The sequence below is a fragment of the Woodsholea maritima DSM 17123 genome (assembly GCF_000382325.1).
Taxonomy (GTDB): domain Bacteria; phylum Pseudomonadota; class Alphaproteobacteria; order Caulobacterales; family Maricaulaceae; genus Woodsholea; species Woodsholea maritima.
This window is the reverse complement of record NZ_KB908056.1, coordinates 404,217-416,710: the sequence shown is the minus strand read 5'-3', so window position 1 is coordinate 416,710 and position 12,494 is coordinate 404,217. Positions and strand designations below refer to the sequence as shown.

Sequence of the window (12,494 nt, the reverse complement as noted above, 5' to 3'; positions counted from 1 at the left end):
ATGGCCCGCTTCAAGCTGACTATTGAGTATGAGGGCACAAATTATGTCGGTTGGCAGCGCCAGGATAATGGCCCCTCCATTCAAGAGGCCATCGAAACCGCGTGTGAGGCGCTCGATGGCGGTCCGCGCGAGGTCTATGGCGCGGGGCGCACTGATAGCGGGGTTCATGCCCTGGGCCAGGTTGCCCATGTTGATTTAGAGCGCGATATCCGCGCCGACAAAGTGCGCGATGCCTTGAATTATCACCTGAAACCCCAACCTATTGCAATTGTTGAGGCCCAAGCGGTCAGTGATGATTTCCATGCCCGCTTCAGCGCGATTAAGCGCGGCTATGTCTATCGCCTGATCCATCGCCGCGCGCCTTTGACCTTGACCCAAGGCCAGGTTTGGCGGGTTTTCAAGCCCTTAGATGTCGATGCGATGCATGCCGCGGCGCAATATTTGATCGGCGAGCATGATTTCACCACGTTTCGCGATGCGCAATGTCAGGCCGATAGCCCGGTGAAATCCATGGATAAGGCCTGGGTCGCACAAGTGGGCGATGAAGTGCATTTTCGCTGCGCGGCGATCAGCTTTCTTCACCGACAAGTGCGCTCCATCGTGGGCTCCCTCGCCGAGGTTGGCACGGGTAAATGGAGCCCGAAGGATTTTAAAGCGGCCTTGGATGCGGGCGATCGTAAGGCCTGTGGTCCGGTGGCCCCGCCCGATGGCTTATATCTCGATTTTGTCGATTACGATTGAGAATTGCTACCGGTATTATTTCGATTTCCAATAATAAACGCCGATATAACACCAATAGCACTAGTGCCAACTAATGCTAATGAAAGTTCTTTTAAGCCATTCATCCCACAGAAAACTGAGGCACCAATTATAAGTATGAGAGCAAAAATTCCAGATATACGACCTAATAAGGCATCCTTGCTATCTTCAATAAGTAATCTATAATGAAAATTATGTTGATGATTTAAATCTTCGTCTGCCATTTTGAGTATTCGTTCAGCAGATCCAGGATTAATTTCCTCATAGGCTTGAAGAAGTCCAGGTGGAGGTAATGGACCTGAGAATTGTGTACGCTTATGTAAAACGTTAATTATTTGTTCTTGGGCGATTTTGCCGTTAGGGCTATTGCCAACAGTGTTTTCAATGATGTTCGATATTTCTTTGTCTAGAGAGACTTTTTCATCATTGCGTTCAGGCAAATGCTTATTTGTCATAATGGATCAGTTTTTGGTAGGGAGCGATTGATGCTTTGTGTTATGTTTATCCAAGCACGTGCGTGTGAGGGTTTATATGCAAGGGAGCGTTTGAAGTTAGCGCGCGAGAAAAACTGTAAAGGAGATGAAACCCCTTTGTAAAAGCCAAGTCTGAAAGCCTTGTTGCTCATTTTTGACATCCTTTTTCATCATACTTACGAGTAGAGACTTGAGCAATCAAGCGCTAAAATATCATATAAGTTGAATCAGCAGCCAATCGGCCACTAATGGAATGCCGGCGGCGGCCAGCGCTGTGGTCCAATGACAGCCCAAAGCCCCTTCGGCGACGCGGTAATGGACGAAGAGGCGCACAACGGGATAGAAAAAACCGTTGAAGATCAATACGCCATTTTCATCGATCAGACCTGCGGCATAGATCAGCCAGACAAAACCGGTGAAGTGTAAAAGGATGAAGACCGTCCAGTTATGCACACTCAGCCAGGGCCCCAAGAGAGCCTCTAAGCCTAAAATACGCACGGTCACAAAGGCGATAATCGGAAACGCCACCCAGATGCGCACAAAGGTCAGGACGCCATCCAACAGGCCAAGTGTCGCAATGGGCTCGCCATCGACAGGCGCTAGGCCCGATAAGAAGTAATTGACGCAAAAATAATAGAGAATGAAGATCGGCAGCGACCAGATCGCGGCGCTGAAAGAGCGCAAAACCCCGGCCGTCGAGACATCGAAATAGTCTCTCCAGCCGTCTTGATAGGCCATCAATTTACCAAAGCCGATGAGGGCGGGTTTAATATCACGCAAGCTGGACGAGATCATGCGCGAAAGGCCTGAAAATAGCGCGTCAGGATGGTCTCATAAATCGCGCTTAAGGCCTCGATATCGCCCACGGGCACCCGCTCATCAACCTGATGCATGGTGGCACCGACCAAGCCAAACTCGGCCACAGGGGCATAGTTTTTAATGAAGCGCGCATCGGATGTTCCCCCGCCGGTGGTCAGGGCAGGCTTGCGTCCGGTATGGGCTTCGACTGCCTCGCTCAAAAGGCCCGTGAAGGCGTTATCTTCGGTCAGGAAAGCCTCCCCGGTGACTTTCAAATCGAGATCAATCTCGCCGGGAAAGCTCAAGTCGATGGCGTGGGCTTCTTGTTCGATCCAGCGTTTCAAATCATGGCCCTGATGGGCGACATTGAAGCGGATATTAAAGCGCGCACTGGCCTTGGCCGGGATCACATTATGGGTGGGATTGCCCACATCCAGGCTGGTGATCTCCAGATTAGAAGGTTGGAAATGCGGTGCGCCCTCATCCAGGGTCCGAGCGGTCAGGCGAGATAGCAAAGCCATCAAGGTAGGGATGGGATTAACGGCCCGCTCCGGGTAGGCGACATGGCCTTGACGACCATGGACCGTGATGACGCCATTGAGAGAGCCGCGCCGGCCCACCTTGATGGTATCGCCCAGGGTGTTGGGATTGGTCGGCTCGCCCACCAGACAATGGGTCAGGCGCTCACCGGCCGCAGTGATGGCTTCCAAGACCCGCTTGGTGCCATGAAGGCCAGGGCCTTCTTCATCACCGGTGATGAGGAGCGCGATGGAGCCCGTTGGCGCGGGGTGAGATTTCAGATAGCGCGCTGTGGCTGCGATAAAGGCCCCAATCGCGCCCTTCATATCCGCGGCGCCGCGCCCCCATAGAATGCCGTTTTCGATGACACCCCCAAAGGGGTCTTTGCTCCACGCCGCGCTATCGCCTTCCGGGACCACATCCGTGTGACCGGCAAAGCAGAACACGGGTTCAGCCGTACCCAGGCGGGCATAGAGATTATCCACCTCTTCAAATGGATAGCGCGTGCAGGTAAAGCCCAGACCCTCCAGCGCGGCTTGAACCGTGTCCAAGGCCCCTTCATCACGCGGCGTGACAGAGGGGGCCTGGATCAGGGCTTGGCTGAGCGCAATCGGATCAGTGGGGTCAATTGTCATGGTCGGCGTCTCAATAATTAAAGGCAGGGCTTAGTCGCGCAACAGCTCGTTAATGCTGGTTTTAGACCGGGTCTGGGCATCAACGCGTTTCACGATGACCGCACAGGCCAAAGACGGCCCGCCCTTGGGATCAGGCAAGGTGCCCGGCACGACGACCGAATAGGCGGGAACTTCGCCGCGCGTGACTTCGCCCGTGGCGCGGTCGACAATTTTGGTGGATGCGCCCAGGAAAACCCCCATGGACAGGACCGCGCCTTCACGCACGATCACACCTTCTGCGACTTCACTGCGTGCGCCGATAAAGGCGTTGTCTTCAATGATGACGGGGCTGGCCTGTAAAGGCTCTAGAACGCCGCCAATCCCGGCTCCGCCGGAAATATGCACATTCTTGCCGATTTGCGCGCAAGAGCCGACCGTGGCCCAGGTGTCGATCATCGCGCCTTCATCCACATAGGCCCCCAGATTGACATAGGACGGCATCAAAACCGCGCCCTTGGCGATATAGGCCCCGCGGCGCACGGCGCAGGGCGGTACAGCGCGGAAACCCGCTTTCTGGAAATCTTGCGCGCTCCAGCCTTCAAACTTTGATGGTACTTTATCCCACCAATGCGCGCCCGCGATGCCGCCCTCAATCGGGGCCATCGGGTTCAAGCGGAAAGACAAAAGCACGGCTTTCTTGGCCCATTCGCGCACAGCCCAATTGCCATCCGCGCCCTTTTCAGCCACGCGCAAAGTGCCGTTATCGAGCTGGCTCAGCGTTGTCTCTACGCATTCACGCGCTTCGCCCTGGGTGTCTGGGGTGATGGTGTCGCGATTGTCCCAGGCGCGATTTACCGCATCTTCCAATTGGAGAAGGATAGACATGAGGGGCCTCTTCGGATCGACAGGAGCTTAGCGGGCCTTGCGCGCACTAAAGTCCAATTGGCTAAGAAAGGTCGGCAGACAGTCAACCGCGTAATGGACATGGGCGGGATGTTCGCCCGGCCCCGCAGTATGGCCATCCTTGAGGTCGGTTTTGGACCTTACAAGAATGGTCGTAAAGCCCAGCGCTGCAGCGGTTTCCAGATTGCGTGCAGAATCTTCAAACATGGCCGTTGCCTTAGGGGCCAGGGCGAAATGCTTGGAAAACTGATCAAAGGCCGCGCGTTCGGGCTTGGGGGTGAAATTGGCTGCGGCGATATCGAAGAGATCATCGAAAAGATGCTCTATCTTCAGCGCTTTAAGCACGTCTTCGGCATGTTTGCGCGAGCCATTGGTGTAGACATAGCGCTTGCCGTCCAGGCGGGCGAGATGCTCACCCAAGCGCGGATCAGGCGTGATCACCGAATGATCAATATCGTGCACGAAATCCAGGAATTCGTGAATATCCACCTTATGATGGTGCATCAAACCGCTTAGCGTTGTGCCATATTCACGAAAATAGGTCGATTGGACCTGTTTGGCCTCGTCTCGGGGCAAGTCTAACAGCTGCATGACATAGAGTGTCATGCGGTCTTGAACCTGGCTCATTACGGCGGTTTCGGCCGGATACAGGGTCTGATCTAGGTCAAAAACCCAGGTCTCAACATGGTTGAGATCGGGCTTGAAAAGGTTTGGGGCCATTATTGGCCTCCTGCTTGGCGCGGCTGTGGGGCGGAGACGAAATCGCTATCGTTGAAGCGCAGAATGGTCGCGCCGTTTTCAGGCGCGGGGACGGCGCGAAATTGCGCCGATTGATAGCCGCGCGCCTCGCACTCATTTTCCCCTTCAGCCAGGAAACGCGCGGGTGCCAGGCAAAAACCTTGTGTGCCGGTCACCATAGGTTCGGGCGTATCGCCGTCAATGCGCATGGCATAGGCGAAGGTTTCATTGGCGCTTAAACGCGCCGCAATGGTGCGTTCACACGTGCCCGTTTCAATACGCCACCAGCCCTTACTTTGCCAGCCTTCAGGGCGAAGGCGCGCCACGGCTACCGCGAGGGGGGCGCTCGCATCATTGCAAATACTCAGGCCTGCGCTGGCATTGCGTGCGATGGCCGCGCGCTCCAGCGCATCCATAAGGCCAGCCCGGTTTGAGCCAAATTGCTGATCGACATCGCCTTCAAAGGCCGACACCGCGCGCGTGGTCCGTCGCCCGGCATAGCCGTCGATATTACGGATGTCATAGCCCGCGCTTTGTAACAGGCGCTGCAAGCCCGCCTCATCGGCGCGCTCGCCAAAGTTTGAGGGCTCAACCAAGATGGTGCGGGTGATCTCATCGGCGCTCAATTGGCGGAAATGGCGTTCCTGCATGCCCAGGGGCAGGCAGTCTTGCACGCCTTCATAGCTGAAGGTGTCATCACCGACACAGAAAGGATGAGCCCCGCGCCATTCGCGCACGCCGCCCAGATAAGCATCACTGGAGCGGGCATAGAGAAAGACCGAGCCGCCTTCAGGCGCGGTGCGCGGTTGGGTCTCGCCACATTCACCGGGGCGCAGCCGGGTCCAGCCCGCGACCGTCATGGCATTCTCGCCATCCCAGGCGGTGGCGATCTCCACCACGAAGCTGGTTTCGTTACAAACCTCTCCGGCCAGTACGGGTGCGCTTAACGCGATCACAAGGGCACAGGCGCTTAACGAGGTTTTGATCATCGGCTCTATCCTGGTAGGGCCAGATCAGCAAGATCGGCCCTTAATTCCTCAATCCCTAGTTTTTTGGCTGAGGATGTCGCGGCAATCAAGGGGTAAGCGGCGGCGCGGCGGACAACTTTTTGCGCAGCGGCGATTTTCGCGGGCTCTTGCTCATCGGGGCGCAGCTTATCGAGCTTGGTCAGACAGATCTGGTAGACCACTGCGGATTTATCCAAGACCTGCATGATGGCTTCATCGCTCTCTTTAATGCCATGGCGCGAATCGATCAGCAAAATGACGCGCTTGAGATTGACGCGGCCGCGCAGATAATCCTGCGTCAGGCTGGTCCAGCGCTGGGCGACATCCTTGGGGGCTTTGGCAAAGCCATAGCCCGGCAAGTCAACAATGCGCAGGCGATCGGAGAGATTGAAGAAGTTGAGCTCGCGTGTCCGGCCTGGATCGCCAGAGGTGCGCGCAATGGATTTGCGCCCTGTAATGGCATTCACCAGCGAGGATTTGCCCACATTTGAACGTCCGGCAAAGGCAATCTCTGGCACATCGCTGGGCGGTAAATGGTTCATATTCACCGCGCCCATCATGAACTCGCAACCGGCAGCAAAGAGCATGCGGCCCGCCTCGAGGCGGGCCGCATGGGCGTCATCAGATGAGCTAGAGGTCTCCTCGCTCACTTAATTCTCTCCTTCGCCCTTACGGGGCAGGAAGCGATCGCGAAGCTTGGCAATCTGGCGATCAACTTCGGTGGTTTGGCCCTGGGTGCGCATGATAATGTATTGTTGCAGCACGGTCAGGGTGTTGTTCCAGGCCCAGTAAATGATCAAAGCCGCAGGGAATTTTGCCATCACGAAGGTGAAAATGATCGGCATGAAGGCAAAGATGCGCCGCTGCATCGGATCTGGGGGCGGTGGGTTCAGCGCCTGCTGAGCCCACATGGTAATCCCCATGATCAGTGGCCATGCCCCGATATGCAGGCTCGTGCCCAAAATCGGCAATCCAGACGGGTCAAACGGCAATAATCCAAACAAATTCCAAATCGTGGTGGGATCAACGGCTGACAGGTCTTGGATCCAGGTGAAGCTTTCATGGCGCGCATCGAGCGAGATGAACACGGTTTTATAGAGCGCAAAGAAGATCGGGATCTGCGGTAGGATGGGCAAGCATCCGGCGACCGGATTGATCTTTTCGCGTTTATAAAGCTCCATCATTTCCTTGCTTTGGCGCTCTTTGTCATTCTCAAAGCGCTCACGCAATTCCTGGACTTTGGGCTGAACGGCGCGCATTTTCGCCATCGAGCTGAAGGCGCGATTGTTCAGCGGATAAAGCACCAGCTTGATCAGAACCGTCAGCAGCAAAATGGCCAGGGCGAAATTACCCAGGAAGCCATTAAATAGGTGCAAGAGATAGAAGAAAGGACGGGTCAGGAACCAGAACATGCCCCAGTCGATGGCCATGTCAAAGCGGGGGATGCCCAGCTCTTCTTCATAGTCATGCAGCAGCCCTGAGGATTTTACACCAGCATAGATGAAGGCTTGCGAGGTGAGGGTTTCACCGGGCGCAATGATCTGACCATCACGAATATAATTCGATTCATAGATGGTTTCACCGCGTGCCTCAAGCGTACGGATTTCCCCGCGCAGATTTGGATTTTCACCCAAAGGCCCGGTAACAGCCATCCAATATTTATCGGTATTGCCAATCCAGCCGCCTTGCCCGGTCTCTTGCAGGCCGCCATCCTTATCAATCTTCTTATATTTGCGATCAAAGAAGGTATTGCCCATGACGCCCAGCGGGCCTTCATGCAGGACGTAGAAATTGGCAAGATCTGCGGGTTGGCCATGGCGGCGCACCAGGCCATAGCGCGCCAAAGTCACGGGCTGGGCGCTGGCATTGGTGACGCTGTCATCATAGGTGAACATATAATGTTCATCCACGCGCACGGTGCGCCGGAAGGTCAGATCCCCGGTGGTGTATTCCAAAACCACAGGCGTGGTTGGGGTCAGCACATCACCCTCAACCAAGGTCCAAGACGTGTTGAGACCTGGCATATTGGACGGGGCGTTTTCAATTCCGGTCCAGCCATTCGCCGCATAATAGGCGAAAGGCGCATCTTGCGGGCTCAACAAGGTGACGGGCGTCGTTGAATCGACGGCGGTTGTGTATTCGAGCAGACGTATATCATCCAGGCGCGCACCGGTTAGGTTCAAGCTGCCTTCGATCGTGGCGGTGCGTACAGGGATGCGCTGGCCTTCGCTTAACACCTCTTCAACCGCGCGCAGAACAGGGGCTGCGGGCATGTCGGGCGTGATGCCATCGGGGGTTGGCGCGTCGGCCTGGGCCAGCTCTTGCGCCGCCTGGGTTGCTTCTGCTTCGGCGGCCGCGCGATCACGCATAGGCTTCAAAACAAAGAAGTCATAGCCGAATAAAATGATCACGGCCAAAACAACCGCAATGATCGTGTTCTTATTATCGCCCATGTGCGGCGCTATCCTTTTTCTCTATGTCCCCGGGACATCTGCGAAGGGGGGCGAGTGCCCGCTTCACGTCGATCCGGCGCGAGGCTGAGCAACGCGCTTTTCACATCGTCCAGTAAAGCCGTCCAATTGCGAGACGGTGTAACAGCTCGAGCGATGAATACATAGTCTGTATGATGTGATCCATACTGCGAGAGCAGTAGGCGTGCGGCTTCGCGCAACCGGCGCTTGGCACGATTGCGCGTTACGGCATTGCCGATTTTCTTGGTCGCGGTAAAGCCGATGCGGCTGGGCGTGTTGGCGTCCATCTCAGTGGGATGAGGAAGAGCCTGAACAATCAAGCCTTTACGCACGGCCTTAAAGCCATGCCTGAGACGCAAAAAATCGCGCCGCTTGCGAAGGCGAGCGGCGCGATTTGGATAGTCTAACACGGGTAAGGCCGCTGGTCTTAAGCAGACAAGCGATGACGACCTTTAGCGCGACGACGAGCAATCACTTGCTGGCCGGACTTGGTCGCCATGCGTGCGCGGAAGCCATGACGGCGCTTACGAACGAGGTTCGACGGTTGGTACGTGCGTTTCACGGCTGGGCTCCATAGGCTAAGCGCGTTGAATTTGAGCGGGCGTATCTACGTGGCTAGGGGCGAGGAGTCAAGGGCGATGATGCGTAAACGCAGTGAAAACTCGCTGACGGCCTGCGCTTATCATGACCGATTGTTCATGTTTTTGCCATTTTGAGGCCTGATAAAGCGCGATACAAGCAGGGCCAGCATAGGGTATTTCACGCTTGGGTGAAAAATCGCTATACTGACAGGCATTCCAGCACAAGGCGCAAGGGCGTGCGTAGCGCGTGGGCGATGCCAAAGCCGGATGCAACTACCCATATAACACGTGATGAAGCGTGAGGGATGATCTTAAGGGGGCCGCGTGTGACGTTGAAGGACGCACACACACACGATATGCAGGCGCGCACCGGTCTGATTGGGCGGGCGTGGCATGGGCTTGGGCGTGCCTTAAGCTCCCTGCCGGGTAAGTTGCTGCTGCTCACCATCTTTTTTGTCATGTTGGCCCAGGTGATGATTTTTATCCCTTCGGCGGCCAGCTTTCGGATTCGTTGGTTGGAAGGGCGCGCGGCGGACGCGCATTTAGCGATTCTCGCCGTAGATGCGGCGGGTGGTATGCCGGTGGGGGATGAAATCGCCCTGGAGTTGTTAAGCGGTGTGGATGCGATTGCGGTGTCGCGGGTTTGGGATGGCTTCAATGAATTGGTGCTGGGCACCAAGACGGTGCCGGAACATCTGATCGAAGCTGATCTTGATCACGTCAATCCCTGGTCGAACATGATCGCTTTGATGGATTTCTTTTTTAATCAGAAACCCCGCCATATTCTGATCAAAGCCCGCCCGCCTTCGCGCCCAGATGAGCTGGTCTTTGTGATCGTACCAGAGGCCCCTTTGCAGCAAGCGCTGTCGCGTTATTCGCGCTATATGCTGGGGGTTTCGCTGTTTACTTCGATCCTGACCGGTGGCCTGATCTATATCTCCCTCCTGTTTCTCTTGGTGCGCCCGATGCGTCGTCTTGCCAAGTCGATGACGGCGTTTCAAGAAAATCCCATGGATATTACCCGTCAGATCACGCCGTCGGTATCTGGGGATGAAATCGGTGAAGCCGAAAAGGCTTTAGCCGAGATGCAAAAGGATGTGCGCGATGCCCTGCGCCAGCGCGAGCGTTTGGCGGCTTTGGGCGGGGCGGTGGCCAAGATCAATCATGATCTTAGGAATGTGCTGGCGTCTGCGCAATTGATGTCAGACCGCTTGGCGATGTCGCGCGATCAAAGGACGGCCGCGCTGGGCGAGCGTCTGGTGCGCGCGGTCAATCGCGGGATTGGCCTGTGTCAGGATGTGTTGGCCTATGGCCGCACCAGCGAGCGTGCGCCGGTTCTGGATGCCACGCCTTTGGGAGCGCTACTGGATGAGGCGGGCCGCGATGCCTTGGAAATCCTGGGCGATGCTGAATGGATCAACGCGATTGAGGCTGAGATCCATATCGAGGCCGATCGCGAGCAAGCTTATCGCATCTTCCTCAACCTGTTTCGCAACGCTCTGCAGGCCATGGAGGGCCAAGAGCAGCGGTGTCTGCGGGTTGATGCGGTGGTGGAGGGTGATGAGGTGCGGATCCAGATTGAAGATTGTGGTCCAGGCATCCCAGAGCGTGTGCGGGACAGCCTATTTCAGGCCTTCGGCACCAGCACCCGCGTGGGGGGCTCAGGCTTGGGCCTCTCCATTGCGCGCGAATTGGCACGCAATATGGGCGGGGATGTGCGCCTGGTAAAAACCGATGAGCGCGGTAGCGCGTTCGAAGTGCTCTTCAAACGCGCACATCTGGCGGAGCACCAATCTTTAAGCGCTTAAGGATGGCGGGCCTGACCATCGCGGCGCGGATCTGCCGCGCCTTCACTGCCGCCATCGGGTAGAGCGCGAATGATGTGAATGCCGGACACTTCGCCGCGTCCGCCTTCGATGCGGTGACCTTGGGCGCGTAGGTCTTGTTGGATGTCCGGATCAAACCCTTCTTCCATGCGGGTGATTTCCCCGCGCGCAACCACATTGGGCATGGCAGCGGCTTCACCCGGGGTCATGCCCCAGTCCAGCATGGCGACCAGAGATTTCACGGTGTAACCGATGATGGAATTACCGCCCGGTGAGCCTGTGGCCAGCACAAAATTATTGTCCTGATCCAAAACAATCGTCGGCGACATGGATGAGCGTGGACGCTTTCCCGCTGCCGGGGCATTGGCCATCAAACGCCCTTCTTCATCGCGCGGCGCGCGCGCAAAATCGGTGAGTTGGTTGTTCAGCAGGAAGCCATGGGTCATGCGCTGACTGCCGAAAGGGCTTTCCACCGTCGTGGTCATCGACAGGACATTGCCGTCATTATCGCGAATGACAAAATGGCTGGTGCCGGGCGCATCGTTGGAGGCATCAATGCCCATGGTTTCAGCCCGCGGCGGTTCACCGGGCAAGGCCCGCACCAGGGCTTGATCCATGGTGATCAGGGCGGCCCGACTGGCGAGATAATCGCTATCCAATAAGCCCTCGATGGGCACATCTACAAAATCCGGATCACCGACATATTGATCGCGGTCGGCATAGGCCAGACGATTAGCGTCAATGAAGACGTGCCAGCCATCGCGGGTCGGGCCCAGGGCCTGCATATCGAAATGGTTGAGCATGCCCATGATCTGGCCCACGGCGACGCCGCCAGAGGCGGGCGGCGGCGCGCCACACACTTGATAGCTGCGATAGGGCACACACAACGCCTCGCGCTTTACCGGGGTATAGCTGGCGAGATCTTCCATGGTAATTGCCCCAGGTAAGGGCTCGGCACGGGTGGCCTCAACAATGCCCAGCGCGATCGGGCCTTCATAGAAGTTACGCCAATCGGCGGCGATCAAGCTCAAAGTCTGGGCATAAGCGGTATTGGTCAGCACATGGCCAATGGGCCAAGGCCGACCCTGATCGTCATAGAAATAGCTGGCCGTGGCCGGGCGCTCATCCAGGGGGGAATAGGCCATCACTTGCTCGCTGACATCATGCAGGCGTTTGGCAACCGGGAAGCCGTGATTGGCCAGGCTGATGGCGCTGGAAAAATCACTCGCCCAGTCCAGCTTGCCATGATCGTCATGGGCGATGGCCAACATGGCGATGACGCCGGGCACGCCCACGGCGCGTCCACTGGTCCAGGCGGTCAGGAAATCAAGCGGTTGGTCGCTTTCGCTGAGGAATAACGTCTCATCAACGGCGCTGGGTGCGGTTTCACGTCCATCATAGACAGTGATGGTTTGCGCCTTGGCATCATAGCGCAGCATAAATGCCCCGCCGCCAATGCCAGAGCTTTGCGGCTCTACCAGGCCCAGAACGGCCTGGATCGCAATCGCGGCATCGACCACATCACCGCCATCACGCAGTGCCTTCAGGCCCGCTTCAACCGCCAAAGGATTGGCCGCCGCGACCATGGCTTTGGGGCGCTCTTGCGAGACATTGACCGGGGTGGGGGTCAGAACCTCTTGCACGCTGGGGGCAGGGGAAGGGGCCGTCTGGGTTTGTGTCGCCTCGGGAGCGGGCTGACACGCGGCCAGGCTGATCAAGGATGCGCCAAGGCACAATGACGTGAAAAGACCGATCGAGCGCATAGCTCCCCCCTTGCTCTTTACCGCAGAATACTCACCATAACG

General features: G+C 56.8%; 13 protein-coding genes. 2 read left to right on the top strand and 11 right to left on the bottom strand.

The window, feature by feature from the left end:
- The gene (truA, locus tag H151_RS0102035; RefSeq protein ID WP_019959957.1) at positions 1 to 741 is read left to right on the top strand and encodes a tRNA pseudouridine(38-40) synthase TruA; all 741 of its coding nucleotides are present in this window, start codon (positions 1 to 3) and stop codon (positions 739 to 741) included.
- Here the strand turns inward: truA and H151_RS17280 are convergent.
- The 10 genes from H151_RS17280 to rpmH all read right to left on the bottom strand — a co-directional run bounded on the left by H151_RS17280 (position 732) and on the right by rpmH (position 8,844).
- On the bottom strand, positions 732 to 1,214 hold the full coding sequence (locus H151_RS17280) for a DUF2335 domain-containing protein (RefSeq protein ID WP_083918367.1): 483 nt from the start codon (positions 1,212 to 1,214) through the stop codon (positions 732 to 734). The two genes, truA and H151_RS17280, sit on opposite strands and share 10 nt — an antisense overlap.
- Positions 1,215 to 1,445: 231 nt before the next feature.
- Positions 1,446 to 2,027 (bottom strand): hypothetical protein, encoded by a 582-nt coding sequence (locus H151_RS0102030; RefSeq protein ID WP_019959955.1) that lies wholly within the window; start codon positions 2,025 to 2,027, stop codon positions 1,446 to 1,448.
- Positions 2,024 to 3,184: a succinyl-diaminopimelate desuccinylase gene (gene dapE / locus H151_RS0102025; protein ID WP_019959954.1), complete on the bottom strand. Its 1,161-nt coding sequence runs from the start codon at positions 3,182 to 3,184 to the stop codon at positions 2,024 to 2,026. Before dapE ends, H151_RS0102030 begins: the two co-directional genes overlap by 4 nt.
- A gap of 30 nt (positions 3,185 to 3,214) precedes the next feature.
- Positions 3,215 to 4,048 carry a 2,3,4,5-tetrahydropyridine-2,6-dicarboxylate N-succinyltransferase gene (dapD, locus tag H151_RS0102020; protein ID WP_019959953.1) on the bottom strand — a complete coding sequence of 278 codons (834 nt, stop codon included), beginning with the start codon at positions 4,046 to 4,048 and terminating at the stop codon, positions 3,215 to 3,217.
- A gap of 27 nt (positions 4,049 to 4,075) precedes the next feature.
- Positions 4,076 to 4,786 (bottom strand): pyrimidine 5'-nucleotidase, encoded by a 711-nt coding sequence (locus H151_RS15190; RefSeq protein WP_019959952.1) that lies wholly within the window; start codon positions 4,784 to 4,786, stop codon positions 4,076 to 4,078.
- On the bottom strand, positions 4,786 to 5,793 hold the full coding sequence (locus H151_RS0102010; protein WP_019959951.1) for a DUF1036 domain-containing protein: 1,008 nt from the start codon (positions 5,791 to 5,793) through the stop codon (positions 4,786 to 4,788). The genes H151_RS15190 and H151_RS0102010 overlap by 1 nt, the downstream gene beginning before the upstream one ends.
- 5 nt (positions 5,794 to 5,798) lie before the next feature.
- Entirely contained in the window at positions 5,799 to 6,461 is a 663-nt protein-coding gene (yihA, locus tag H151_RS0102005) for a ribosome biogenesis GTP-binding protein YihA/YsxC (RefSeq protein WP_019959950.1), read from the bottom strand.
- Positions 6,462 to 8,264 (bottom strand): membrane protein insertase YidC, encoded by a 1,803-nt coding sequence (gene yidC / locus H151_RS0102000; protein ID WP_019959949.1) that lies wholly within the window; start codon positions 8,262 to 8,264, stop codon positions 6,462 to 6,464.
- Positions 8,265 to 8,272: 8 nt separating this feature from the next.
- Positions 8,273 to 8,692 carry a ribonuclease P protein component gene (gene rnpA, locus H151_RS17275; protein ID WP_083918365.1) on the bottom strand — a complete coding sequence of 140 codons (420 nt, stop codon included), beginning with the start codon at positions 8,690 to 8,692 and terminating at the stop codon, positions 8,273 to 8,275.
- 17 nt (positions 8,693 to 8,709) lie between these two features.
- Complete coding sequence (rpmH, locus tag H151_RS17270) at positions 8,710 to 8,844, bottom strand: 50S ribosomal protein L34 (protein ID WP_083918363.1); 135 nt, start codon at positions 8,842 to 8,844, stop codon at positions 8,710 to 8,712.
- 345 nt (positions 8,845 to 9,189) lie between these two features.
- Here rpmH and H151_RS15185 point away from each other — a divergent pair, with 345 nt between their 5' ends.
- Positions 9,190 to 10,671, top strand: a complete 1,482-nt coding sequence (locus tag H151_RS15185) for a sensor histidine kinase (protein WP_169336692.1) — start codon at positions 9,190 to 9,192, stop codon at positions 10,669 to 10,671.
- On the opposite strand, the gene H151_RS0101985 is transcribed toward H151_RS15185, so the two are convergent.
- Complete coding sequence (locus H151_RS0101985) at positions 10,668 to 12,452, bottom strand: gamma-glutamyltransferase family protein (protein ID WP_019959946.1); 1,785 nt, start codon at positions 12,450 to 12,452, stop codon at positions 10,668 to 10,670. The two genes, H151_RS15185 and H151_RS0101985, sit on opposite strands and share 4 nt — an antisense overlap.
- Positions 12,453 to 12,494: the final 42 nt, after the last annotated feature.